Here is a 26,355-nt window from a genome sequence, read left to right as displayed (position 1 = left end):
TAATAAACTCCCTATCAACAGTATAAGAAATAACTCTTATACTTACTATAAATTTTCTCCTGTAACCCCCCCCACTCATCTATTCCACTTACGATAAGCCGTTTCTTTTTACAAAATTCTCTTAAAAATGGTATCGTTTTTTATAACATATTCTCATCAGAAAGGAATAAAGGATATGCCTAATAAACATCGAATTTTATTTATTGGTGCCGGTCGTATGGCAGAAGCTATATTTACTGGACTACTTACAACAAGTAAAGAATACATCGAAGAAATTATTGTTTCCAACCGAAGTAACATAGAAAAACTAACGCAATTACAAACTCAATATGATCTATCGATTACAACAGATTGGAAACAGCATATTAAATCTGTAGATACAATCGTTTTAGCAATGCCGCCTGTCGCACATGAACAGCTATTAGCGGATCTATCCCCTCTTCTAACTAATCAATTTGTCGTGACAGTTGCTGCCGGAATCGGACCATCTTATCTAGAAGAAAGACTTCCCCAAGGGACACCTGTTGCTTGGATTATGCCAAATACAGCTGCTGGGATTGGAAAGTCTATCTCCTTATATACGACGGGACATTCTGTAGATGAAACACATCAAGAAACGTTACAACTTCTTTTAAAAGGTATCGGTACCTCACAGTTTTGTACCGAAGAGGAAGTTCACCAACTTACCGCAGTTACTGGTAGTGCACCCGCTTTTCTCTATCACTTTGCTGAAGGTTTAATTGAAGCAACGAAAAGCTATGGGATTGATGAGGAAACAGCAAAACACCTTGTCATTCAAATGATTGCTGGCTCTGCCGCTATGCTCCTGCAAAATCAGGATCCAGCTATGCTCCGCGAACAAGTAACAACACCAGGAGGTTCAACGGCTGAAGGCTTAAAAGTTCTATATGAAAATAATTTTTCAGAAGTCATTCAACAAGCAGTTGAAGCGACCAATAAAAAAGCTAGGGGGAATTAATATGACTTTAACAAGTTTAAACGACTATACAACATTACATAACGGCGTGAAAATGCCTTGGTTCGGCTTGGGTGTTTTTAAAGTTGAAGATGGTACAGAAGTAATTGATTCTGTAAAAGCAGCTATAAAAAATGGATACCGTAGTATCGATACTGCTGCGATATATAAAAACGAAGAAGGCGTTGGACAGGCAATTCAAGAATCTGGTATTCCTCGTGAAGAGTTATTCATCACTTCAAAAGTGTGGAATAGTGATCAAGGTTACGAGTCAACACTACAAGCATTTGAAACTACATTAGAAAAATTAGGTCTAGAATATTTAGATCTATATTTAGTACATTGGCCTGTAAAAGGAAAATACACTGAATCATGGAAAGCCTTAGAGCAGCTTTATAAAGATGGTCGTGTTCGTGCTATCGGTGTGAGTAATTTCCATATTCACCATTTGCAAGACGTATTTGAAATTGCAGAAATTAAACCAATGGTTAACCAAGTGGAATACCACCCACGTTTAGCACAAGAAGAATTACATGCCTTCTGTAAAGAACATAACATCCAGCTTGAAGCTTGGTCACCATTAATGCAGGGGCAGCTACTTAATCACCCAACATTACAAGAAATCGCTACGAAATATAATAAATCGACTGCACAAGTTATTTTACGTTGGGATCTACAAAATGAAGTTGTAACAATCCCTAAGTCTATTAAAGAACACCGCATTATTGAAAATGCAAACATCTTTGACTTTGAATTAAGCTCAGATGATATGAAAGCAATTCAAGCTTTAAATGAAAATCATCGCGTTGGTCCAGATCCAGATAACTTTAACTTCTAGTAGGGAAACCACTGCCATATGCAGTGGTTTTTTCAAAAAAATAAAACTGAAAATTTAAACTATATTCCATTTGATTGACACTTCATTATCTAAGGTGTAAGATTTTGAATTATCAAAGAAACACAAAAATTAATAAAATTTATTTGTTTACTCATTGTATCAAGAGAGGTGGAGGGACTGGCCCTTTGAAACCTCGGCAGCAGGTTCATTTTGAATACTGTGCCACTTCCTGCAAGCTTTGTGCTTGAAAGATAGAATGAGGGACTTCGTTTATATACGGGTGCATAACTTGTACGTAAAAATCCCTCTTTCTCAATACGAAAAGAGGGATTTTTTGTTTTTCATTTCCCTCATCATCATCCAATCTTATTAACTATTTAGGAGGAAAATCAAATGAAAAAGAAGTTTGTACCCGGTATTGCATCAGTTGTAGGAGTAAGTATTTTATTATCTGGTTGCGGTAGTTATAAAAACGAAGCGAGCGGAGCAAATGCAAAAGATGAGGCACCTAGTAAGCAAGTTTTAAACTTATCTTCTCCTACTGAGATTCGAACAATGGATACGGCTCGTGCTACAGATACTGATTCTGGTCAAGTAATGAGAAACGTATTTGAAGGTTTATACAATCTTGGTGAAGGTAATAAACCTGTTCCTGGCGTTGCGAAATCTCATGAAGTAAGTGCTGATAAAACGAAATACACATTCCATTTACGAGATTCAAAATGGTCGAACGGCACACCTGTAACAGCGAAAGATTTTGTCTTCGCTTGGCAAAGAGCTGCCGATCCAGCAACAGCTTCTGAATATGCTTTTTTATTCCTGGATATTAAAAACGCTAAAAAAATTAATAGCAAAGAACTCCCATCCGATCAACTTGGTATAAAAGCAGTTGATGACCATACGTTTGAAGTAGAATTAGAGCGCCCTGTTCCGTATTTTATTAGCTTAACGGCGTTCCCAACATTTCTACCAATCAACGAGGAATTCTTTAAAGCACAAGGTGATAAGTACGCTTTAGAAGATAACAAAATCTTGTACAACGGAGCTTTTACACTAAGCGATTGGAAGCATGAACAAAGCTTTAAATTTAAGAAAAACCCTAACTATTGGGATAAAGATAATGTCAAACTCGAAGAAATCAATTTCAACGTTGTGAAAGAGAAATCAACAGAAGTAAATTTATTCGAATCCAAACAATTAGACCGTATAAAACTAACATCTGACTTCGTTGATAAATATAAAAAGGATGCTAACTTTAAAGAACGTCCGAACGTAGGGGTACAGTTTTTACGTATGAATCAGCAAAACAAAGTACTTCAAAACGTTTCTGCACGCCAAGCAATCGATCAAACAATTGATCGAAAATCTTTTGTAAATACGTTATTAAATGATGGCTCTACACCAACCTTTAGTCTCGTGCCGAAAAACTTTGCAAAAGGGCCTGATGGAAAAGACTTCCGTACTGCAAACGGCGATTTAACAAAAGTTGATACAACATCTGCACAAGAATTATGGAAGAAAGCAAAAAAAGAACTTGGTTCTGAAAAGATAACATTAGAATTATTAACAAGTGATGGTGACCTTGAGAAGAAAACTGGTGAGTTCCTAAAAGGACAACTAGAAAAGAATTTAGATGGCTTAACGGTAAATATAAAACCGCAACCACGTAAACAACAAGTTTCACTCTTATTAAAAGGTGACTACGAGATTGGAATTGACGGTTGGAGCCCTGACTTTGCTGATCCAATTACATTCCTTGAACTATTTACGACGAATAACCCTTACAATTTAGATCATTACTCTAATAAAGAGTTTGATGAGACAATTGAAAAAGTTAAAACTACTTTGGCTGGTGATGAAAAAGCTCGCTGGGAAGCGTTACTAGCATCAGAAAAAATCTTATTTAAGGACTCTGTTATCGCTCCTCTTTACCAAAAAGGAGAATCTTATTTAGAGCGTTCTTATGTGAAAGGCATTGTGCAAGTAGACTTTGCAGGTCAATTAAACTTCAAATGGGCAAAAATTGAAAAATAAAGTGAAACTTTAATCAGCCCTCACCAATCGGGCTTTTACGGGCAGTTGATCCCCCCTAACTTCTTTGCTTTCACTGAATTTTGAGGCGAGGATCTTACTGCCCATTAATGCGGGATAAAATGCAACTTAGATCATCGTGTTCTCACCCACCCCCATTGTTTTTTTAGCAAAATATATTAAAAGCAGATTCCCTAATATGAGGAAATCTGCTTTTTCAATATATTATTCCAAGAAATTAACACTCCACTTTTTATTATTGACATATAGTTCTTTCCAGTGTTAATATTCTAAATAATCAAAGAAACAAAATATTTTATCATCAAAATGTAATGTCTACTAAGTTGAAACATATAACGATAGATTATAGTTCAACATGTATATACATATAGAATACCTGATTACCTATATACACATATTTATAATAGGTTTTCTCTCCTTCTATAGCTACACTTCAAGACATGGACATTATGACGTTACGAACAACACATTTAGGGAGGAAAGAACAATGAAGAAAAAAGTTGTACCTGTTGTTGCATCTGTTTTAGGGGCAAGTCTACTACTAACTGCTTGCGGGGGAAATAAAGATAATGCAGGCGGAGCAAAAGCGAACGATAAAGCACCTGATAAACAAGCGATTAACTTATCATTTGCTTCAGAAATTCCAACAATGGATGTTGCAAAAGCGACGGATGGGGAATCCATGAATGTAATGAGAAATGTTTTTGAAGGTTTATATGCTATAGGAGAAGATAATAAACCGATCCCTGGTGTTGCTGAATCGGTTGACATTAGTCCGGATAAAACAAAGTATACTTTCCATCTTCGTGATTCAAAATGGTCAAACGGTACTCCTGTTACAGCAAAAGATTTTATTTTCGCTTGGCAACGTGCCGTTAACCCTGAAACAGCTGCTGAATATGCATTCTTATTCTTTGATATAAAAAATGCGAAACAAATAAACCAAAAAGAAGTAGCAATCGATCAATTAGGCGTTAAAGCTCTTGACGATAAAACTTTAGAAGTACAACTGGACCGCCCTGTTCCCTACTTCTTAAGCTTAACGACATTTGCAACATTCTTACCAATCAATGAAGAGTATTTAAAATCTCAAGGCGATAAATACGGTTTAGAAACAAATCATTTAATTTACAATGGTGCTTTCACATTAGATAACTGGAAACATGAACAAAGCTTCCAATTGAAGAAGAACCCTAACTATTGGGATGCTAAAACTGTAAAACTAGAAGAAATCAACTTCAATGTCGTTAAAGATAAATCTACAGAAGTTAACTTATATGATTCAGGACAAATTGATCGTGTTGCTTTAACTGCGGAGTTTGTTGATAAGTATAAGAACGATACCAACTTCAAGGAACGCGCTGAAGTCGGTATCCAATTCTTACGACTAAATCAGAAAAATGCAGTATTAAAAAATCAACATGCACGCCTCGCTATTAACGAAGCAATGAATAAAAAAGCGTACGTAGAAACAATTTTAAATAACGGTGCAATCCCAGCAGAAGGAATGGTTCCTGCGAAATTCGCAAAAAGTCCAAACGGTAATGACTTCCGTAAAGAGAATGGAAATCTAGTCAAAGATGATGTGAAATCTGCAAAAGAAAACTGGAAAAAAGCGAAACAAGAACTTGCTACTGACAAAGTAACAATTGAACTATTAACAAGTGATAATGCTTTAGCTAAGAAAACTGGTGAATATTTAAAAGGTGAATTAGAAAAGAATCTAGATGGATTAACAGTGAATTTAAAACCTCAACCACGTAAACAACAGTTAAAACTACTATTAAGTGGTGATTACGAAATTGGAATCGATGGCTGGGGCCCTGACTTCGCGGATCCTATTACATTCTTAGATCTATTCACAACAGATAGTGCTTATAACTTCGATAAATACTCTAACAAAGAGTACGACGAGCTTATTCGTAAAGTAAAAACTGATTTAGCTGGTGATGAAAAAGGTCGCTGGGAAGCAATGAAGCAAGCTGAAAAAATCTTATTACAAGATGGTGCTGTCGCTCCTTTATACCAACAAGGTCGCTCTTACTTACAACGCTCTTTCATTAAAGGACTTGTAACAACTGACTTCGGCGGTGAATTTAACTACAAGTGGACAGAAGTTGCAAAATAATAAACACTAGTAAAAAAGGTATCCCACGAAGGATACCTTTTTTACTTTATGCTTCTTTAACTACAGAACTTCCCCTCTTTACTATCACTTTTATACCTATAGTGATTCCCGCTACCAATTGTGTAACTAGTATAATAAGTAATAATGAAATAATATTTTCCGCTAAATTAACTCCACCAAATATTATTGTGTAATAACCATTCGCTGCATATGTTGCGGGAAATAATCCCGAACGGCAAACCTGTTTTTCCAATGCAGTGATAAATACATATGTATTAATACTAAGAAGACTAAAAGGACGATTATCAACTCTCTTCATAGCTCTCTTTTTGTATTGAACCAAAACTCATCATAAATATAACCATAAATATCAAATATGTTCTCCACGTCAAAGAAGGTATATGCCCTGACCAAAGATAACTAATTAAATAGTTGATTCCCATAATACACGATGATACTACTAAACTAATACTTATCAATTTCACATATTTGAGCATATCTTTTCTCCTTACTTTTTAATTTTCTATTTCTTCAAATTGCAGATTCACCGGCTCTTCTAGGAGTGTTTCATAAAAATTTTCTGCCAAATCTGTTGAAGGAATTTTTTCATCCACTTCATCAAAACGAATACTATCTAGCCAGACACAGCCTTCTCCTGATAATAAAACACCAAATGCAATACCAAGTGCTTCTTCTTTTATATCTAGTACAACCGAGTATGATTGCCAGTTATTCGTATTTTTAATTGGACGATTTTGCATGTTATCCATAGCAATAGGCTCTGTATCTTTTCCGTCTACTCGCATCCACAATCCTGCCCAGTCTTTTACATTTTCACTCTTAATAAATGCTGTTAAACGCAACCTCTTACCTACATATTTATCCGCTCGGAACATTTGCATTAATGTTGAAAACCCTCCGTGTGTAACGTTCTCTTTTCCTTTTATATATGCAGATACTTTTCCTTGATGAACAACTTCGTAATCTAAACCCATCTCATATTCAGCAGGATGACTTCCACTTAATACCCATCCTTTCGGTATACCTTTTTCCATTGAAACGCCCTCTCTTTCTATATAAAATGACTGGAAATATTTCCGATATTTTTTTGGTGGTAATTGAAACATTCTTTTAAAAGCTCTAGTAAATGCCTCTTGTGAGGAAAAGCCATTTTGCACTGCAATATCAATGACTGCTCTTTCAGTCGATACTAAAGCCTGTGCAGCATGAGTTAATCTTCTCTTACGAACATAATCCGTTACACTCATCCCAATATAACTTTGAAAAATACGATGAAAATGGTACATCGATACTGCCCCGTGAAATGCCACTCTTTCTGTTGTAAGCTCTTCATGTAAATGATTCTCTATATATTCGATTGCTTTTTTTATCATCTCTTTATATTCTTCATGCATTTCAGTACCTCCTTACAACTTCAATTTACCATATACATACAAATCATTTTTGATTTAAATTGCGGATTAATTCTTAAAGCTATAAGTAAATAATTTATTTTCAACACATACATAATTACATGAAATTGGGAAAAACTTGTATAGAACAAATTTACATAAGGAGGAATTTATAATGAGAATTTTACTATCAATTTTATTAGCTCTTATGCTAGTACCTGCATTAACAGGATGTAAAGCTCCTGCAAAAGAAGACACAACTTCTAATAAAAAGACTACAGAAGAGGCAAAAAACGAAGCTCCTGCTGATTTAAAGCTAAATTTCAATGAATTTGATTTAAAAGCGGACTATCAGGATACAAAGAAAGACTACGAAGCTGATTATAAAAATGTAGCAGCCGATAAAAAAATGGAAGCAAAAGTTGAAGACCATAAAGCAGATGTAAAATTAACAGGTGATGAAGCTATTACAAAATTAAGCCCTCTTCTACAAGAATTAAAATTCGATAAAAACACACCAGATCAAGAAGTAATCGATCAAGTAGTAAATGTATTCAAACTTGATAAAGACTATCAAAAATTCGCTTTAGAAGTTGTCTTCTCTGACGGAACGAAAAAAGAATATAAAAGAGAAATAAAATAAAGAAGTAGGCGGTTGCCTACTTCTTTATTTTTTAATTTTTACGTATCTTAGTTCTGGACTAGAACCGATAATGAATTGGACGCCAGATACTGATGATTTTTGTAAATACGAAGAGCTTGGGAAAATAATTGGGATTAATGGTGTATCATCAAACATAATATCTTCTGCTTTATGCAATAGGTCAAAGCGCTTATCTTCGTTTTGTTCAACTTCTGCTTCTTTTACTAAAGCGTCAAATTCTTTATTATGCCATTTTGCATAGTTGTTTGGACCATCACCTGCATATAAATCTAGTTTAGTAATTGGATCTAATAGAGAGCCGCCCCATCCCATATAAGCTAATTGGAAATCACTTTGCTTGTATGTGTCGATGTAACTCTTCCACTCCTTATTCTCTAATTTAATATCTACACCAAGATTTTTCTTAAACATTTCTTGCATTGCTTCTGCTACTTTTTTATGTTGTGTATCTGTAGTGAATTTTAATGTTACTTCAGGTAATGTAGACCAACCTTGCTCTTTCATGCCCTCTTCTAATAATTTTTCCGCTTCTGCTGAATCGAATTTTACGTAATCGCCTTTTTCTTTACGGAAATCACGACCACCTTGTGTTTTTGCTCCTTCTGGAACGAATGCATATGCTTCTTGTGCATTATTTTTATACAATTTTTCAACGATAAACTTACGATCAACCGCTAATGAAAATGCCTTACGTACTTTCGCATTTGTAAACGGCTCTTTTTCTACGTTAAACGAATAAATATAAGATGAAAATCCTGCAACACGTTTATATTCTTTATTTTCTTTTTCTTTCTCAATCATCTCTTGTGGTAAACCACTTAGTAAATCTAATTCTTTTGATTTAAATAATTGATACGCTGTTTTAGAGTCTGGAATAATACGAAACTCAATTTCTTTTAATGTTACCTTTTTATCATAGTATTCTTTATTTTTTTGTACTGTAATTGCTTGGTTATGCTTCCATTCTTTTAACGTGAATGGTCCGTTCGTAATTAACTCTTTTGGATCTGTTTTTAATTTATTATTATCATCAATTGATTTTTTAGATAATGGAATAAATAATGAACTTGCTAATTTTTGTTTAATAGAAGCAACTGGGTGCTCAAGTGTTACCTTTAATGTTTGAGGATCAACGACTTGAATACCAACTTGTCCTTCTTCACCTTTTCCAGTATTATATGCCTCTGCTCCTTTAATAAAGTACATTTCTGTCGCATTCATAGAACCTGTTTTCGGGTTTAATAATCGCTTCCATGCGAACTCAAAATCATTTGCTGTAATAGAAGAGCCATCTGACCATTTAATATCTTTCTTTAAATGAATTGTATATTCAGTTCCATCCGCATTTACTTCTTCTTTCTCTGCCAATTCATTTTGATATTTCCCATCACTATCTTGCGTATATAAACTTGAAAACAACTGTCCAATTACATAACCTGACGTGCTATCTGTCGCAATAGCAGAATCAAGGGTATACGGATCACTGCTAATATTCGTTACTAATCGATCCCCTTCTCCCTTACCAGCACTCGCCTTTTGCGTCTCTTTCTTACCACAAGCAACAGAAGTTATTGCTAAAACAGTCATAATGACAAATAATAAAAACTTCTTCATCCTACATTCTCCTTTAACCTGAAATTTTTGGTGTTGATGCTAATAATGTTTTTGTATAAGAATGTTGTGGATTACGGAATACTTCGTCCGTATTTCCAAATTCAACAAGTTCTCCTTTGTATAAGACAGCCACTTTTTCACATAAATAGTGAACCATCGGTAAATCATGTGCGATAAATAAATATGTATAGCCTTGTTCCTTTTGAATCTTTTGCAGCAAATGTACAATTTGGATTTGCAGTGAAACATCTAATGCTGAAATTGGTTCATCAAGGATTAATACTTCTGGCTCACATAATAGCGCTCTTGCAATGGCAATACGTTGACGTTGTCCACCGCTAAATTCGTGGGGATAACGATCAATATATCGTCTATCTAATCCAACACGCTCTAGTGCATCACCTGCGACCTTATCTTTCAATCCTTTATCGCCTAAACCGAATGAAATATAGCCTTCTGTTACAATATCGCGTACTTTCCAGCGCGGATTTAATGCAGCTGTGGAATCTTGAAAAATGAACTGTACTTTCTGCAAGAAATCCCGCTTATGAGCTGACTTCAGCTTGTGAACAACTTGACCGTTATAATCAATTTCACCAGACGTTGGACGCTCGATCCCAGCTATGAGCTTACCAAGTGTTGTCTTTCCAGAACCACTTTCTCCAATAATGCCAAGCGTTGTTCGTTTTGGGATAGAAAGTGATATACCTTTTAACGCTGCGATTTCTTTATTTTTACTTCCATACGTTTTCGTTACTTGCTTTACAGTAATTAAATCTGTCGTCATGAGGCATTCACCTTCTCTTTTGATTTCGCTTTATTATGCTCCAGAATATGTTGCCAGCAATGTGAGCTATGCTCCTCAGAATATGTCGTTCTCTCTGGGAAGCGATGAATACATTCTTTTATCGCTACTGGGCAACGATTTACAAAAGGACAACCAAAGCTATTTAATGTTTCAATGGAAGGTGTCGTTCCTTCTATAGCACGTAATACTTTTTCGGAATCATCCATATTCGGAATTGCTTGTAATAAACTTTTCGTATATGGATGCTTAGGTGAACCTATTACTTCTTGTATCGTCCCTTTTTCAACGACACGTCCTCCGTACATTACCACTACTCGATCAGCTACTTCACGTACAAGTGCCAAATCATGTGTAATTAATAAAATACTCGTATTTTGTTTTTCTTTTCTTGCTTTTAACAACTCCATAATTTGCTTTTGAATCGTTACATCTAATGCTGTTGTAGGTTCATCTGCAATAACAAGCTTTGGGTGACAAGCAAACGCAATTGCTAAACAAATACGCTGCCTCATCCCCCCACTTAATTGATACGGGTATTGTTCAAAGCGTTTCTCTGCTTCATGTATCCCTAAATCATTTAGTAAGTTAATTGCAATTTCTTTTGCCTCTTTTTTCGATTTCTTTTCATGCTGCACAATTACTTCTGCAATTTGTTTGCCTACCTTCATCGTTGGGTTTAAAGATGAAAGCGGATCTTGAAAGATAAAGGAAATATCTTTCCCGCGAATTTGATTCCATTCTGATTCTTGTAAATCCGTTAATTCCTTTGATTTGAAAGATACATTTCCATCATCAATATGAATTGATTCTTGATTTAAGCCGATAATAGATTGTGCTGTAACACTTTTCCCTGAACCACTTTCTCCGACAAGTGCAACTATTTCACCTTCGTTAATAGAAAAGGAAACATGCTTCACAATCGCTTGCTTACTATTCTCTTTTTCAACGGCCAACGTTACGTTTTCTAAAGATAAGATTTGTGCCATGTTTTTTCTCCTTTCGATTACGTTTTACGATTTTCGGATCAATTGCATCTTGCAAACCATCACCAATCGCATTAAATGCGAACATGATGAATGCAATCATGATTGCCGGGAAGAATAGTTGCCACCATTCTCCGCTTAGTAACGTCCCAAGTGCATCGTTCGTCATCGTGCCCCAGCTTGCCGCCGGTGATTGTACTCCAAGTCCGATAAAGCTTAAAAATGATTCTGAGAAAATAGCTGCTGGAATGGTAAATGATAAATTTACGATAATAATCCCTGTTAAGTTTGGAATTAAATGCCCATATATAATTTTCATATGAGGTGTACCTAATCGCTCTGCTGCAATAACAAATTCTCTTTGTTTCAATGAAAGTACTTGCGCCCGAATGAGACGTGCCATGCCAATCCATCCCGTTAACGCAAGAGCTATAATAATTGTAAAAAGTCCTGGTTTCATAATGATTAATAGTAAAATAACAATCAGTAAATATGGGATACCGTATAACACTTCAATCCCTCTTATAATCCACTCATCAATTAACGTTCCAAGACGATTACGTCCTCTCACATATCCACTAAAGCCACCGATAAGTACACCAAGCCCTATATCAAGAGCTGCTGCTACCAATCCAACTGTTAATGAAATTTTCCCACCAGCCCAAGTACGAGCCCAAATATCTCTCCCTAAATCGTCTGTTCCGAACCAATGCTCACTACTAGGCGGTAAATTAGTTGCTTCTTTTACTTGTTCACTCGCAGTAAATGGTGTTAAACTTTCGCCAATAAGCGAGAAAACAATAATTAGTAATAACGTCACTGCCCCTAAAACTGCTATAGGGTTTGATATAAACTTGCGAAACACTTCCTTTTTCCGGCTAATCGTTTGCTGATCTTTATTTATCGTTAATTCTTTTTTCTCTTCATTCGTTAATAACTGGTCATTAATTTCATAAGCCCCCATTTAAACATCACCCTCCTTACGTAATAGAACGAATGCGCGGATCAACAATACGATGAATGATATCTGTAATAAAAATACATACAATTAATAGCGCACTATAGAAAATGGTTGTTCCCATAATCACCGGATAATCTCGGTTGAAAATACTGTCTACAAAATATTTTCCTAAACCAGGAATTGAAAAGATTTTTTCAATAACGAAAGTCCCTGTTAAAAGTCCAGCCATTAATGGGCCAACAAATGTAAGTACCGGAACAATCGCATTTCGAAGAGCATGTCTTATAATGATTTTCTTAATTGGTATACCTTTCGCTCTCGCTAGCTTAATATAATCACTCTGCAACACTTCAATCATATTAGAGCGAACAAATCTTGTAATAACTGCGATTGGTCCTAACGCTAATGCGAAGGAGGGTAATACAGTATGCTCAAATGTTCCCCAAGACGCCACTGGTAGTAATTCAAATTGTATGGCGAATACTTGTATAAATAGTGGTGCTAAAATAAAACTAGGAATAGAAATACCGAGAATCGCAAGCAAGCTCACACTATAATCAATCACTTTTCCATGATATAGCGCGGCAAATGTACCTGCGGCAATTCCGACTAACAATGAAATAACAAGTGCTTGTAAACCAATAATTGCCGATGGTCCAAAACCAGTTGTTATAATTTCCGATACCCCTTGACCTGTCGATTGAACAGATTCGCCAAAATCAAAATGAACTACCCCATCCAAATAAGCAACATACTGATTCCATAACGGTTCATCAAGGTGATACTTCGCTCTCATGTTTTGTATTACTTCTTCAGGAAAGATTTTCGCATCTGATGAAAACGGATCACCTGGAATAATATGCATAATTAAAAATGTTACTGTCGTAATGACCCATAGCGTGAATACCATAACCGATAGTTTTTTAATAACATACACTTCAATAACCCCCTAAACAAATGAATTTACTTTGTTTTATTGACATATTTGTTGCCATTACTCCTTCTCTACTTCTTAAAACACAAAAAGCCTTGATCTTAAAAAATAAGATCAAGGCTTAATAAACGAAGGCCCATCACTTATCTTTCAAGACTTGCTTGCTGGAATTAGCACGGTGTTCCTGTTACAGAACCCGCTGCTGAGGTGTCATAGGGCCAGTCCCTCTACCTCTCTGGATAAGTAAATTGCTATATTATTATTTGGTTCAAATTGTATATTTCGAATTATAATTCTGAAAAAATGAAAAGTCAATCAATTTGGATATATTTAGAAAAATCAGTTTTTACATGCGGTCATTTATCTAAATCGCAGTTTTTTGTTTATAATAAAAAGAAATGATATTAAAGGAGTTATACGATGGATCCATTACTTCTTGCTACTATAGGATTACCATTAAAATTGTTATACTTGTTATCATTGGATTTTATAAAGTGAAACTTTAATCAGTGGGGGTTTTGTTCATCCCCCACTGATTATTAGTTGAACCAATCGGGCTTTTACGGGCAGTTGATCCCCTACCTAACTTCTTTGCTTTCACTGAAATTTGAGGTGGGGGTCTTACTGCCCGTTAATGCGGGATAAACTTTTCATTAAGAAGAAAAGCATTACTTCTTTTTACACACCCTTCGATAATATTACCGGACAAACTATTTCCGAATTTCACGAAGAGCAGAAAGTGTTAGTATGCGAAGATGACGATGGTAAAAAGAAAAAATAACCTTGCACACGCAAGGTTATTTTTTCGCTTCTGTTTGAAAACGTTTATAGTATGTCGATGCTGTTGCAAAATTAATTTCTATATCACGAATTAATGATGAATCTTCTTCTTTAGCTAACTTCTGTAATTTTTTCATCGCTTGTTCCGATTCATTCAAGAAACCAACATATACCTCATGTTCTTGCTCTTTCGACTTTGGAACACGAATTTCTTTACGTATATTATCAATATCTTCTAACATGCTCGTTGTTACCTTTTGCACATCTTCTTTATATGTAGCATTCGTTATTTCCTTACCGCCCTTTTCTTTTGCCACTTCAAATAACTGTAACGCCTTATTAATTTCTTTATTTATTTTCGCATCATATTTTTCATGTACTGCGCTGTATTCTTTCATTTCTTCTGTTTGCTCAGTGGATTGCTCTACCTTTTCTTTCGGTTCTTTCGTATCTTTATTTCCATTACATCCTGCTAGAAGGATCATACTTCCCATTACAGCAATACCCAAAACCTTCTTCATCTCGAATTCTCCTTTTATCTACAGCTACTACTAATTATAGTTTCTTTTATCTCCACTTGTTATTATACCGAGAACGCCCCACTTTTTACACTTAAGACGATATCTTAATATACATACCAACATTTTTGTCACAGTATCGTCACTTTATGCAAATAACTTTTGCATCACTTTACTACATCACCTTACAAAACTGTAAGCACACATAGAGAACAAACCATGCTAGACTTACATATGCATAAAGTAAGCGTAGTTCAGTTTGTAAGGAGAATCATCAATGTACAATACAATACCCTTTATGGGCGAAGATATTCGCGTCCTTATTCGCGAAAAGTCACTTCATATTGAAAATACAGAGAGCCTTCGCCGCGTATTAAAGAAGAAGCATGCTCCATTTAAGCTGGCCCAATATTTAAAGAAACAACATATAAATCAATTTCATACTGTGCTAAATATATCCGATAAATCTTTAACAATCGAGATTATCGGTCATGTCTACATTGGAAATTTTGCAGATGTCTTAAAAGAAATTCCACGCATACCGAAGATTGCTCCTATTATCGTTGAGAGGGCATATAGAATTACAGATCATACTGATATTATTGATTGCGGGGAGAAAGAGGTCGACAGTAACCGCTGGGTATGGGATAAACTCGCTTTCTTATATGATGCGATCATGAATAATATGTATGAGTTATTTCAAAGAAATGAAAAAAGGAGCTGATTCAAAGAAATGTTTGAATCAGCTCTTTTGTATTAAGCCTCTAACTTTTTATTTTGTTGCAGTTCAAACTGCTTCTCACTTCTTCTAGCCATAAATAGATAACATAATACAGCACCAATTTCACAAAGAGCTATAACAATACCCATAGGAAGTGCTGTATTGCTTCCACCAATACCTACTAGCGGTGCTACAAGTGCTCCTGAAATGAACTGTAATAAACCTAGTAAAGCTGATGCTGTTCCTGCTGCTTGTTTTTGATTTCTCATCGCTAACGAGAAGCCGGTTGTTGATACAACCCCAACACTTGATACAACAAGAAATAGCGAGCATAAAACACCGATTATCCCTATTCCAAGTGCGATTGTAAGTAGTAATGATAGACCGCCAACAGCCGCAATAATAATACCAGCAACAAATAAAGTTTTCTCATTAACTTTCCCTGCTAAGCGGCCAGTAACTTGGCTAGCAATAATAATACCAATACCGTTAATCGCAAAGAACAAACTAAACTGTTGTGGTGATGCCCCGTATATATTTTGCAACACGAACGGTGAACCAGAAATATAAGCAAACATTGCAGCTGTTACTAATCCTTGCGACAATGCATACCCCATAAATAAACGATCTTTCAGAAGCTTTCCGTATGTTGCAAGCGTTCCTGATAATCCACCTGTCTCTCTTTCTTCAGGAGGTAATGTTTCACGTAATACGAAAGTAGCTGATATTAGCATGAATACACTAATTGCTCCAAGAACGATAAAAACGCCGCGCCATGATGTGAACTGTAATAATTGCCCTCCAATAATCGGTGCCAAAATAGGCGCTGCTCCGTTTACTAACATAAGCAGTGAGAAAAACTTCGTCATTTCAGAACCTGAATACATATCACGTACCATTGCACGTGATATAACGATACCAGCAGATCCTGAAGCACCTTGTAAGAAACGTAAAAGCACTAAACTCCAAATCGATGGTGCAACAGCACAAAGTAAAGAAGAAGCAACATAAATAATAAGAGCGATAATAAGAGGTTTGCGTCTTCCGTAAATGTCACTAATTGAACCAATAAATAACTGCCCTACTGAAAGCCCAAGCAGACAAGCAGTTAATGTAAGCTGCGCGAGGGATGCACCCGTTTGTAAATCATCCGTTAACTTTGGTAAAGAAGGCAAATACATATCAATAGATAATGGCCCAATTGCCGTAAGTGTCCCTAATACAAGAATCATCCATAACCTGTTTGTCTTTACAGGTTTATATATTTCGTGATTAACTCCATTCACTTTTTCCATTCACCCTTTCATATAAACACTTAATCGTAACAATTATAGTTACAACATGAATATACGTCAAGTATACCGTATTTTCCTGTTTAATAATGTAAAAAAAGCGATAGAATCTCTATCGCTTTACTTTTTCAAATTACTATTTGTAAATTTAGATACAGATGCCATCATTTCTCCTGTGTCTAAATATGTGATTTGAATTGGATCTCCTACTTCTGTAAACATTGCATATGGGAATTTCTTCGCCGGTACCATGAATACTTTTTGCTCGTTTTCTAATAGTACGTACACAATCGTATTTTCACCTGATTTTTCTTTATACACACGTTGTACAGTACCTTCTTTTTGCGCTTCTTTCCCATTTGAAGTCGGTCTAAATGAATCACCACTTCCGCTCAGCGCATTTTTATAATTCTCAAGTGCTTCTTTTTGCGTTGAACCTGTTGCAAACACTTTTGCATTAGAAGCATATATGACAGTATGAGCACGTACTAATCCTCCGTCATCAATAACAGGTACAATCCAAGAAGGTTTACCGTACACGTTATAAATAACCGGCATCGTTCCGTGCCATTTCTCTCTCTTAAAGGAATTATCCACTACTTCTGTAGCAGCCGAACCATCCATAATTCCCTTTACTTCTTTTCCATTATAGTAATACAACTTACCTGTACGCGCATCAATAAGCGAATAGCCTAGTGCAGAATCTACTCCTTCTTTCGGAGAGGTGAAATCAGTAAAATAATATAACGTTCCATCCTTTCCGAAGATTGGCGTAACGCCTTCCTTCGTCCCCCACTCAGTCGGCATCTTCATGTCAGTTTGTGAAAATTTCGTATTCCAAAATCCGTGAATATATTTTCCGAAGTACGTATTTAACGTAGATGCTGTTTCATGATTTAATACACCATCAACGAATTTAGGTGCATTCCCTTTATCGTATCGTTTCACATCACCTGTTTGTGCATCAACAACGACAACGCCTTCTACTTCAAACCCTGATCTTCCTGAAATAAACTCGCCGTATGTCATTGTATAATACGGTTTTCCTTTATCATCAACTTCAAATTTTGGTTTCCCTTTAAAAACTAAATCTGGCTCTGCTTTTCGAACGACACGTTCTAATTTATTACCGAAAAACATGCTTGGTACATACTTCATTTTATATCCAAGATGTAATTTCGCTTCCGCATCAGGATTTGTACCTGACATTGTTACGTAACCTGGAATTGTTTCCGCTTTACGTGCTTTAAAAAATCCTGAAACTTCTATCGGTGCTACATATAAAGCCTCACCATTTACCATTTGTGGCGTTAATTCTCCTAGCTCAAAATAAGCTACTTTCGGAATATCACCAAATACCTTTTTCATTTTATTCTCCGCTGTCTTTGGCGGAACTGTAAACGGTTGGTCATTTTCAGTAAATGGCTCTGAAATATCTTTCTCTACCTTCACGACCGAATCATATTTCTTTTGCGAGATTACTATATCGTGCAAATAACCAAAATAGCCGTAACTTGCGAGTAAAAGGAACATTAGAAGTCCTTTTAACGTACCTTCTAATTTCCCTACCTGCTCTTGTGAGAATAAAACAAGCCCAATTAAAATTGCTACTGCAACAGAATAATGAGTAAGAATAGAATCTGCTCGATCATCAATTAGCCAGAAATATTCATAGATTGCAATACCTATCCAAAATAAAACAGGAATAACTAAAATAGATGATTTCTTACCCTTTACAACTTTCTCATTTCCTCCTTTATCCACCGCGCGAATTTTATTACCGCTTCTAGTCCATGGAATCAAAAACAAAGTGAGAATAGCTAAAACTATAAATTTCATCAAAGGCAATGTCCCCTTTTCTTTTGTCTTCTCCATAAGTATAACAAATAAAGGGTAATCAGGTAAAAATGGGAATGGAAATACTTTTAATTACTTATCACCGCGGCTTAATACAAATCCACTAACTACATATAAAACTGAAGCAATGTAAAAAATAGTCCCTATCGTAAAGAAATCCACTAGGTAACCAGTTGCAATTATAGCTACTCCGCCCCCAATTGATGTCCATACATGGTATTTTCCAATTTCGTAACCAGCTTCCTTATGCGCTACCTTTCGTGCTAACGATGTCTTCTCCGTATTACGCTGCACAGCACCTAAAATACCCATTAAAATTTGGAGAATGTATACATGCCAAACTTCTGTTGCAATAGGGAAAAAAAGCATTAATATAGCCATGGACCATGCGTATATAATTAATAACTTTCTATCACCTACCCTATCAGAGATTCTTCCAACTAACGGATATACTAGAGCTGAAGTTAAGGCAAATAAGCCGTACGCCCAGCCAAATTGCGAGAAACTATTTCCTACATTTCGAAGCAATAGTATATAAAAAGGAAATACCATACTACCCGCCATCATAATAATGCTTTGTGAGGCTACAAATCTTCTATATGTCATTTGCTATACTCCTTATAAAATAAATTCACAAACCTTTCCTCTGGGTCTACTTCCTTCTTCTTCTGAAGGAATTCTTCTATGCGAGGATACGCTTTCTTTAGTTGCTCCTTTTCCGGATAAGAATAATACGGTAAATAATAACTTCCATTATGCTTTAACGTAACATCAATCATCTTTTGAATGACCACTTTTGTTTTCTTTATTTCATCTTCAGAACGCCCTTGATTAATTAGAAGCACAAGCGCAAACATATCATCTTTCGCATAAGATAGCACCGCATTCTCATTCTTTTCTACATAGCGGATTGTAATGTTAAGAAGGTTTAATTCCTCTTCATTTAAAACGCTTCGCAAATCATCTATATACGCTGCAAAACCATCTATCGGTACAAAGTACTCTTGTAAAACTTCGGTCAAGTTTGGATTATCGTATTCCATAAAAGCACTATCAGATCTCATTACGTTATTTCGAGTTTCGTACTTACCATCTGTACGTTCAAAATAACTTCTTTGTATATCCCAAAATGCGCCCTTTCCCCAGTCACTATAACGTGATAACCCAAGTAAAAATTTCGGTGCAGCTATAATATTTTCTTCTTTTAATTTGCTGTACTCTCCCAGCTTCTGTTGATCTTCTGCCAGTACATAATCTGTTACATACATTTCTTTTAAAAATGAATTTGGGGCAACAGAAATACGTGCTAAATGCATACGTATATTCTCATCCCTTCGCACTTTATTCTTAAAGTATGAAGAGTATTCTTTATAATCTAGTACTTTCGTATGCGTTTCATACAATTCATCGTTTGTTAACTGTAGCGTCACATCTAAAATTACACCAAACAATCCATATCCCCCAATTACATATGGAAACAAGTCAGCATTTTCTTCTCTATTTACATTACGCACCGTACCATCTGCCATTAACAATCTGAACGACTCTACTGTATCAATCAATGCTTCATGACGAATATCACGCCCATGTACATTTACACTTAATGAACCACCAACAGTAAAAATATTTTGAGATTGCATCACTTGAACTGCAAGACCATATGGATTGATTTTCTTTTGAATGTCATTCCATGTGACACCGCTTTGCACCCTAATCCTCTTCTTCTCCGGATCGAATTCTAATATTTCATTATATCCTTTCATATCAAGCATCGTACCGTTCGGATAATACGTCTGTCCGCCTTGGCTATGTTGCATACCTGCAATAGAAATCTTCTCTCCAGAAACATTTGCATCTTGCACTAACTGTTTTAATGAACGTTCATCATCAGCATTTTCAACACGTTTAATTTTCGTTGGAAGCAACTTTCCTACATCGCTCATAATAGGATGTTCTAGTTGCTCTTTATATGTATTTATAGATGTCGCAAGCAACACTGTATAAACTACAATGACCACCGCTATCTTTCTTTTTTTCAAATGACACTCTCCTCTTCCACAGTTTTCCCTCTTCATATTGTACCTATTTTCCTAAGAAGAAAGTATAAAAAAGAGAGGGCACCTTATTTTAGGTCCCCCCTGATCAAAACTGTTACTTTGCTGCCGGCAATTGTATTGGGTCAAACTTTTCGTACGATGTATATTTTGCATTCGTAATAATGTGTGCCTTATCCTTACCATTACTACTCATAATCATATCTATCTTCGCTGATTCATATTTAAAATCTTTTGTAATGATATATTCTGCATCCACTTCTTCTATCTTCGCATTTTGTGCTTGTAACATTTTCTTCTGCGTTTCATCCATGCTAGTTAACATACTTTCTGTTTCTTGCCCTTTTAATGTAAATTTCAGTTTATATTTATCTCCGCTTTTCTCCATCTTCATTTTATCTAAAACTACTGCTGGTACTTCTAAATTATCTATAATATCTTGAGTCGCTTTCATTCCACCAGCGTTTAATTGCTCCTCTGGTACGGTTATAACTTCTCCTGTATTAGGGTTTTTCACCTCACCAGCAACTTTACCATCCACAGTATACACTACAACATCTGTACCAGAAATATTCATTTCAGAACGAGAATTCTTTGTCTTTGGCTCTAATTGCATCTTAGCCTTTAATATATCCATCTCTGTTCCCTCAGCTTTTATCCCTACATCATATGTCATCGTTACATTTTCTTCATTTTTAAAAGCTTCGTTCGTTTTCTTGAAAACATCCTTCGCTGCTAATTCCTTTTCTTTTTGCATGGCTTCTTTTTTCGGTTCATCAGTCTTTGTTGTTTTCTCATTGCTACACCCTACCCCCAGACTGATTGCAAGCACTAAACTTGAAATAAAAATAGTTTTTTTCATAATGTCGCCCCCTTTCTCAAAATAATATCACCTCTTTTCCTACGAAATCTATATAATTTTTAATCTTTATTCGCTATATAGCGACATGTTTAATGAAGGTTTTAAATATGATGTAAATAACAACAACTCATTTCAGGAGGTCATTATGAAGGCGATCATTTGCACACAGTATGGACCACCTAACGTTCTTCAGCTTCAAAATATAGAGAAACCTACACCTAAAAAGAACGAAGTATTAATTAAAATTCACGCAACAAGTGTAACGACTGGAGATTGTAGAATACGCGGCTTTAATACCCCCCTCTTATTTTGGATTCCTATGCGGATCATATTAGGTTTCAGAAAACCGAGAAAACCTGTACTCGGCGTAGAGTTATCCGGTGAAATCGAGGAAGTAGGAACAGATGTAACTCAATTTAAAAAAGGTGATCCAATTTTTGCATTAACAGAACTAAACCTCGGTGGTTATGCCGAGTACACATGCGTACATGAAAGTGGATTAATAACATTAAAACCTACCAATGTGACGTATGAAGAAGCGGCAGTTATTCCTTTTGGTGGAACTTCAGCATTACATTTCCTGAGAAAGGGCCGTATAAAAAAAGGGCAACAAGTGCTCATATATGGTGCCTCCGGATCAGTAGGAACAGCTGCTGTACAACTTGCTAAATATTTCGGCGCGACCGTTACGGCTGTTTGTAGTAATTCAAATTTTGAACTCGTGCAATCTTTAGGAGCTGATAAAGTAATTGATTATACGAAAGAAGATTTTACTAAGCAAGGCAAATGCTACGATATTATATTTGATGCAGTTGGGAAGTATAAAAAATCCCTTTGTACAAATACATTAACACCCAATGGAAAATATGTATCTGTTAATGGAATGATGGCCAAGGTAAGTAAAGAGGATATGATTCTATTAAAAAAACTAGTCGAAACGGAAAAACTAAAGCCCGTTATTGATAGAACTTACCGATTAGAAGAAATTGCTGAAGCTCATATGTATGTGGAAAAGGGACATAAAAAAGGGAACGTTTCGATTACCTTAAAATAAAATATATTCAGAAAATAATATTGACAATTCTTTTTGTAAGATTTACTATTAGTACCATATTTAAAAACTACATACACATACTCTTATCAAGAGTGGCGGAGGGACTGGCCCGATGATGCCCGGCAACCGAGCTTAGAACGTATAAGCTAAGGTGCTAATTCCTGCAGAACGATTTTCGTTTTGGAAGATAAGAGAGGAACCCATTTCGTCTATTCGACACCTCTCTTATTTTTGAGAGGTGCTTTTTATTTTGGAACGTATATTAAGGGGGAATTATAGATGAAAAAGGTATTATTAAGTATTGTAAGCGGAGCTGTATTATTGTTAGGTGCGTGTGGTGCTAATTCTGATAAAGAGGTAAAAGCATTAGATGAGAAAAAGATTACTGTCGGTGTAACAGGCGGACCGCATGAACAAATTTTTGAAAAGGTAAAAGAAGTGGCAGCAAAAGATGGTCTCGAAATTGATGTAAAGGTATTTAATGATTATGTAGCACCAAACGTATCTTTAGATGAAAAAAGCCTCGATGTAAATAGCTATCAAACTAAATCTTATTTAGACGTATTTAAAGCTGAACGCAACATGAAATTAACTGAAGTATTTTCCACAGTAACATTCCCTATGGGTGTATATTCTAAAAGCTTAAAAGATGTAAAAGAATTAAAAGAGGGCGATGCAATCGCTGTCCCAAATGATCCAACAAATGAGCTTCGTGCTTTAAAGCTATTTGAAAAAGCAGGTGTTTTAAAGGTTGATCCAAAAGCTACAGAAAAAGCGACTGCAAAAGATGTAATTGAAAACCCGAAAAATTTAAAGATTGTTGAATTAGAGGCATCTCAATTACCAACACAACTAAGTGAAGTAAAGGCAGCTGCAATTAATACAAACTTTGCATTAGGTGCAAAATTAAGCCCAGCGAAAGATTCTATTTTCCGCGAAGGAAAAGATTCACCATATGTGAATTGGGTCGTTGTTCGTACTGAAAATAAAGATGATGCTGTTGTTAATAAATTAAAAAAAGCTTATCAATCTAAAGAAGTAAAAGATTTCATTGAGAAAAAATTCGATGGTTCTGTTTTACCGTCTTGGTAGGAGCTGACTATAATGATTGAATTAAAAAATGTCTCCAAAGTATTTACAACAAAAAAAGGGAATGTTGAGGCTCTTAAATCAACTTCCCTTAAAGTAAAAAAGGGCGAAGTATTTGGAATCATCGGATATAGTGGCGCTGGTAAAAGTACATTAATCCGTTGTGTAAATTTATTAGAAAAACCAACGACAGGAGATATCATTGTAAATGAACAAGAGTTAACAACCTTATCGACAAAAGAACTCGCAAAGGCGAGAAAAAAGATCGGCATGATTTTTCAAGGATTCAATTTACTTAAAACCGTTACCGTTTATGAAAATATCGCACTACCCTTACGTCTATCTGGTCTTCCCAAAAATGAAATTGAAAAAAGGGTAGAAAAGTATTTACGCATTGTTGATCTCTTTAATAAAAAAGATGCCTACCCAAGTGAATTATCTGGTGGTCAAAAACAACGTGTAGCGATCGCTCGCGCACTATCTCATGAGCCTGAAGTTTTATTAAGTGATGAAGCAACGAGCGCATTAGATCCGGAAACGACCGATTCTATTCTTGATTTATTATTAAAGATCAACGAAGAAATCGGAATTACGATTTTGCTAATTACACACGAAATGAATGTCATCCAGCGTATTTGTGACCAAGTTGCTGTAATGGAACATGGGGCGGTAGTCGAAAGTGGAACCGTAAAAGATATTTTCACAAACCCACAACATGTAACAACGAAGAAATTTGTAAATAGCGCGTTTGCAGCTAAAATTCCAGAAGATGTGCAGAAAGAACTACAAAGCACCGGAGAAATCGTAACACTTTCATTTATAGGAACCGCTTCAGGAGAACCAGCGTTAGCTATCGCTACAAAACGTTTCCACGTATATCCGAATATTTTATCAGGCAATATTACGCAGTTAAAACATGAGGTATATGGGAAACTGACCGTTCATATGCAAGGTGAAAAAAGTGAAGTACACCGTGCCTTATCATTTTTACAAGAACAAGGGATCATCGTAGAAGGAGGTAGAACAGATTATGGGAAACAAGTCCTTTTTGGATGAGTGGGGTAACGTAATATGGGAAGCAACAATTCAAACATTTCAAATGACATCTATTTCACTACTTATCTCTATTCTTATTGCATTACCACTCGGCGTCACACTTGTTTTAACGAGACCTGGTGGACAGCGAGAAAATAAAATTATCTATCCTATTCTTAATACAGTTATTAATATCATTCGTTCTCTTCCATTTATCATTCTATTATTCTTCATTTTGCCTTTTACAAAGTTTCTAATGGGAACGTCCATTGGCGTGCAAGGTGTTATCGTACCACTTGTTGTCTTCACAGCCCCTTACATTGCCCGTTTAATGGAAACTGCTTTATTAGAAGTGGATCGCGGTGTCATTGAAGCATATCAAGCAATGGGAGTCTCTACTTTAAAAATCATTTGGCACGTTATGGTTAAAGAAGCTCGCCCGTCTCTCGTACTTGGATTAACAATCGCAACGATCGGCTTAATCGGTGCAACAGCAATGGCTGGACTTGTCGGTGCTGGCGGCCTTGGTGATTTAGCATATCGATTCGGACATTTACGCTACGAACCTGAAGTAATGTATGCAACGGTCTTTATTTTGATTATCCTCGTTCAAGGATTACAGTCTTTAGGGAATGGTGTTGCACGAAGATTGAAGAAAGATTAAAAAGAAGGTATCTCATTGAAATGAGATACCTTCTTTTTAATTATAAAATCATCTCTTAAATCCACCTTCTGAATGAATAACTTGCCCTGTAATCCATTCGGCTTCTTCGCTCACTAAAAACTTAATAAGTCTTGCTGCATCCTTTGGCTCACCAATTCTGCCGAAAGGAAACATCGGTCTTAATCCTTGCTTTATCTCCTCAGTCATCCATCCTGTACTAGTTGGACCTGGATTAATTGCATTCACTGTTATCCCTAAATGGGCCACTTCCGCTGACAACGTACTAGTAAGAGCGTCAATTGCTCCCTTCGTTGTTGCATACGCTAATTCTCCTGCCATAGGTCCTTTAAATTGTCCCGACGTCATATTCACAATTCTACCACCAGATTTCTTATCAAAACCTTGGGCAAATTGACTACTTAACAATGTAGTCGCACGAACATTTACCATGTAGTGCTTATCTAGTTCTTCAGCAGTCAAATTAGAGAAATCATTATTTGTAGAATATGCTGCATTATTAATTAATATATGCGGGTACCCTAATTGTTCAGTAACTTTATTTATAAGCTGATTTGATGCATCATTCTGAGTTAGATCTAACTCCATGCTCGATACTTTGACACCGTTTTGTATCAACTTTTCTTTTAATTGTATTTGTTCATTTTTATCAACGCCCCAAGGCATCTCTTTATCGTATTCTGTCCAATACGTAAAAAATATATCGTATCCAGCCTCTGCTAACTCCGTGCAAATAGCTGCTCCTATACCGTCTAGACGACTAACACCTGTAACAACAGCTACTTTATTTTTCAATTGATTCATCATATACTCCTCCAAGTTTAAAGGACGCATATTTTATATAAGAGATATAAATTTCCCCACATAGGCATCTACCCTTACAAAGGGGATGTACAAGCTAAATATGCAGTCCTTGAATGATTTACAGATAGCTAAATAAACCCTCACTTATGAGAGAAAAATTCATCTATCTAATTTCTAATCATTACAAGTTCATCCACATATCGAGTCTTTGTCCCCTTTCAATATATCTCTATTATT

26 protein-coding genes and 3 riboswitches are annotated in these 26,355 nt (G+C 35.8%); of the genes, 11 read left to right on the top strand and 15 right to left on the bottom strand.

The annotated features are described in order from the left end of the window. The first annotated feature begins 175 nt into the window (after nt 1-175). The 4 genes from proC to MKY90_RS01105 all read left to right on the top strand — a co-directional run bounded on the left by proC (nt 176) and on the right by MKY90_RS01105 (nt 5,994). Complete coding sequence (gene proC, locus MKY90_RS01120; RefSeq protein WP_341090121.1) at nt 176-979, top strand: pyrroline-5-carboxylate reductase; 804 nt, start codon at nt 176-178, stop codon at nt 977-979. Between the two features lies 1 nt (nt 980). Next, a complete protein-coding gene (locus MKY90_RS01115) occupies nt 981-1,814 on the top strand; it encodes an aldo/keto reductase (protein WP_002063472.1) in 834 nt (277 codons plus the stop codon). A gap of 153 nt (nt 1,815-1,967) precedes the next feature. Next, nucleotides 1,968-2,072: riboswitch (SAM riboswitch) on the top strand. Nucleotides 2,073-2,207: 135 nt separating this feature from the next. Continuing rightward, a complete protein-coding gene (locus MKY90_RS01110) occupies nt 2,208-3,848 on the top strand; it encodes a peptide ABC transporter substrate-binding protein (protein ID WP_098168421.1) in 1,641 nt (546 codons plus the stop codon). A 505-nt stretch (nt 3,849-4,353) separates the two neighbouring features. Continuing rightward, nucleotides 4,354-5,994, top strand: a complete 1,641-nt coding sequence (locus tag MKY90_RS01105) for a peptide ABC transporter substrate-binding protein (RefSeq protein ID WP_341090118.1) — start codon at nt 4,354-4,356, stop codon at nt 5,992-5,994. 46 nt (nt 5,995-6,040) lie between these two features. Here MKY90_RS01105 and MKY90_RS01100 read toward each other — a convergent pair whose 3' ends face one another. The 3 genes from MKY90_RS01100 to MKY90_RS01090 are packed head-to-tail and all read right to left on the bottom strand — an operon-like array spanning nt 6,041 to nt 7,409. Next, nucleotides 6,041-6,313: a hypothetical protein gene (locus MKY90_RS01100; protein WP_002091435.1), complete on the bottom strand. Its 273-nt coding sequence runs from the start codon at nt 6,311-6,313 to the stop codon at nt 6,041-6,043. Continuing rightward, complete coding sequence (locus tag MKY90_RS01095) at nt 6,300-6,491, bottom strand: hypothetical protein (RefSeq protein WP_002124741.1); 192 nt, start codon at nt 6,489-6,491, stop codon at nt 6,300-6,302. Before MKY90_RS01095 ends, MKY90_RS01100 begins: the two co-directional genes overlap by 14 nt. Before the next feature lie 18 nt (nt 6,492-6,509). Next, the gene (locus MKY90_RS01090) at nt 6,510-7,409 is read right to left on the bottom strand and encodes a helix-turn-helix domain-containing protein (RefSeq protein WP_002124740.1); all 900 of its coding nucleotides are present in this window, start codon (nt 7,407-7,409) and stop codon (nt 6,510-6,512) included. Between the two features lie 172 nt (nt 7,410-7,581). On the opposite strand from MKY90_RS01090, the gene MKY90_RS01085 reads away from it, so the two are divergent. Continuing rightward, a complete protein-coding gene (locus MKY90_RS01085; RefSeq protein WP_002187526.1) occupies nt 7,582-8,049 on the top strand; it encodes a YusW family protein in 468 nt (155 codons plus the stop codon). A gap of 24 nt (nt 8,050-8,073) precedes the next feature. Here the strand turns inward: MKY90_RS01085 and MKY90_RS01080 are convergent, their stop codons facing one another. Genes MKY90_RS01080 through MKY90_RS01060 form a run of 5 tightly spaced genes read right to left on the bottom strand, consistent with a single transcriptional unit; the run spans nt 8,074 to nt 13,373 of the window. Beyond that, nucleotides 8,074-9,684 carry a peptide ABC transporter substrate-binding protein gene (locus MKY90_RS01080; protein ID WP_341090116.1) on the bottom strand — a complete coding sequence of 537 codons (1,611 nt, stop codon included), beginning with the start codon at nt 9,682-9,684 and terminating at the stop codon, nt 8,074-8,076. A gap of 13 nt (nt 9,685-9,697) precedes the next feature. Then, a complete protein-coding gene (locus tag MKY90_RS01075) occupies nt 9,698-10,471 on the bottom strand; it encodes an ABC transporter ATP-binding protein (RefSeq protein ID WP_341090114.1) in 774 nt (257 codons plus the stop codon). Continuing rightward, nucleotides 10,468-11,478: an ABC transporter ATP-binding protein gene (locus MKY90_RS01070; protein WP_098168418.1), complete on the bottom strand. Its 1,011-nt coding sequence runs from the start codon at nt 11,476-11,478 to the stop codon at nt 10,468-10,470. Before MKY90_RS01070 ends, MKY90_RS01075 begins: the two co-directional genes overlap by 4 nt. Continuing rightward, nucleotides 11,435-12,439: an ABC transporter permease gene (locus MKY90_RS01065; RefSeq protein ID WP_098168417.1), complete on the bottom strand. Its 1,005-nt coding sequence runs from the start codon at nt 12,437-12,439 to the stop codon at nt 11,435-11,437. The genes MKY90_RS01070 and MKY90_RS01065 overlap by 44 nt, the downstream gene beginning before the upstream one ends. 16 nt (nt 12,440-12,455) lie before the next feature. After that, complete coding sequence (locus MKY90_RS01060) at nt 12,456-13,373, bottom strand: ABC transporter permease (protein WP_002140132.1); 918 nt, start codon at nt 13,371-13,373, stop codon at nt 12,456-12,458. A gap of 137 nt (nt 13,374-13,510) precedes the next feature. Continuing rightward, a riboswitch (SAM riboswitch) is annotated at nt 13,511-13,616 on the bottom strand. Nucleotides 13,617-14,004: 388 nt separating this feature from the next. On the opposite strand from MKY90_RS01060, the gene MKY90_RS01055 reads away from it, so the two are divergent. Next, nucleotides 14,005-14,151, top strand: coding sequence for a DUF3951 domain-containing protein (locus MKY90_RS01055; RefSeq protein WP_139359401.1), 147 nt, complete (start codon nt 14,005-14,007; stop codon nt 14,149-14,151). Nucleotides 14,152-14,167: 16 nt separating this feature from the next. On the opposite strand, the gene MKY90_RS01050 is transcribed toward MKY90_RS01055, so the two are convergent. Further along, nucleotides 14,168-14,671 carry a hypothetical protein gene (locus tag MKY90_RS01050; RefSeq protein ID WP_002139912.1) on the bottom strand — a complete coding sequence of 168 codons (504 nt, stop codon included), beginning with the start codon at nt 14,669-14,671 and terminating at the stop codon, nt 14,168-14,170. A 274-nt stretch (nt 14,672-14,945) separates the two neighbouring features. Between MKY90_RS01050 and MKY90_RS01045 the strand changes: the two genes are divergently transcribed. Beyond that, nucleotides 14,946-15,392, top strand: coding sequence for a hypothetical protein (locus MKY90_RS01045; RefSeq protein WP_098168416.1), 447 nt, complete (start codon nt 14,946-14,948; stop codon nt 15,390-15,392). Nucleotides 15,393-15,424: 32 nt separating this feature from the next. Here MKY90_RS01045 and MKY90_RS01040 read toward each other — a convergent pair whose 3' ends face one another. The 5 genes from MKY90_RS01040 to MKY90_RS01020 form a co-directional block, all read right to left on the bottom strand. After that, the gene (locus MKY90_RS01040; RefSeq protein ID WP_098168415.1) at nt 15,425-16,684 is read right to left on the bottom strand and encodes a multidrug effflux MFS transporter; all 1,260 of its coding nucleotides are present in this window, start codon (nt 16,682-16,684) and stop codon (nt 15,425-15,427) included. A gap of 117 nt (nt 16,685-16,801) precedes the next feature. Continuing rightward, nucleotides 16,802-18,520: a DUF3981 domain-containing protein gene (locus MKY90_RS01035; RefSeq protein ID WP_098168414.1), complete on the bottom strand. Its 1,719-nt coding sequence runs from the start codon at nt 18,518-18,520 to the stop codon at nt 16,802-16,804. A gap of 90 nt (nt 18,521-18,610) precedes the next feature. Further along, nucleotides 18,611-19,144: an MFS transporter gene (locus tag MKY90_RS01030; protein WP_002091456.1), complete on the bottom strand. Its 534-nt coding sequence runs from the start codon at nt 19,142-19,144 to the stop codon at nt 18,611-18,613. After that, the gene (locus tag MKY90_RS01025) at nt 19,141-20,577 is read right to left on the bottom strand and encodes an FAD-binding oxidoreductase (protein WP_098168413.1); all 1,437 of its coding nucleotides are present in this window, start codon (nt 20,575-20,577) and stop codon (nt 19,141-19,143) included. Before MKY90_RS01025 ends, MKY90_RS01030 begins: the two co-directional genes overlap by 4 nt. 112 nt (nt 20,578-20,689) lie before the next feature. Then, entirely contained in the window at nt 20,690-21,454 is a 765-nt protein-coding gene (locus MKY90_RS01020; protein ID WP_098168412.1) for a DUF6612 family protein, read from the bottom strand. 145 nt (nt 21,455-21,599) lie between these two features. Between MKY90_RS01020 and MKY90_RS01015 the strand changes: the two genes are divergently transcribed. The 4 genes from MKY90_RS01015 to MKY90_RS01000 all read left to right on the top strand — a co-directional run bounded on the left by MKY90_RS01015 (nt 21,600) and on the right by MKY90_RS01000 (nt 25,296). Next, nucleotides 21,600-22,508 (top strand): NAD(P)-dependent alcohol dehydrogenase, encoded by a 909-nt coding sequence (locus MKY90_RS01015; protein ID WP_098168411.1) that lies wholly within the window; start codon nt 21,600-21,602, stop codon nt 22,506-22,508. Between the two features lie 80 nt (nt 22,509-22,588). Then, nucleotides 22,589-22,702: riboswitch (SAM riboswitch) on the top strand. Nucleotides 22,703-22,787: 85 nt separating this feature from the next. Continuing rightward, entirely contained in the window at nt 22,788-23,600 is an 813-nt protein-coding gene (locus MKY90_RS01010) for a MetQ/NlpA family ABC transporter substrate-binding protein (RefSeq protein WP_000756967.1), read from the top strand. A gap of 12 nt (nt 23,601-23,612) precedes the next feature. Then, nucleotides 23,613-24,653, top strand: a complete 1,041-nt coding sequence (locus MKY90_RS01005) for a methionine ABC transporter ATP-binding protein (RefSeq protein ID WP_098168410.1) — start codon at nt 23,613-23,615, stop codon at nt 24,651-24,653. Then, the gene (locus MKY90_RS01000) at nt 24,628-25,296 is read left to right on the top strand and encodes a methionine ABC transporter permease (RefSeq protein ID WP_002124718.1); all 669 of its coding nucleotides are present in this window, start codon (nt 24,628-24,630) and stop codon (nt 25,294-25,296) included. The genes MKY90_RS01005 and MKY90_RS01000 overlap by 26 nt, the downstream gene beginning before the upstream one ends. A gap of 48 nt (nt 25,297-25,344) precedes the next feature. On the opposite strand, the gene MKY90_RS00995 is transcribed toward MKY90_RS01000, so the two are convergent. Next, nucleotides 25,345-26,121 carry an SDR family oxidoreductase gene (locus MKY90_RS00995; RefSeq protein WP_002124715.1) on the bottom strand — a complete coding sequence of 259 codons (777 nt, stop codon included), beginning with the start codon at nt 26,119-26,121 and terminating at the stop codon, nt 25,345-25,347. Between the last annotated feature and the right edge of the window lie 234 nt (nt 26,122-26,355).

This window comes from Bacillus sp. FSL P2-0099 (assembly GCF_038007445.1).
Taxonomy (GTDB): Bacteria; Bacillota; Bacilli; order Bacillales; family Bacillaceae_G; genus Bacillus_A; species Bacillus_A mycoides.
Note: the sequence above shows the minus strand (reverse complement) of the source record. Positions and strands in the feature narration are given on the sequence as shown.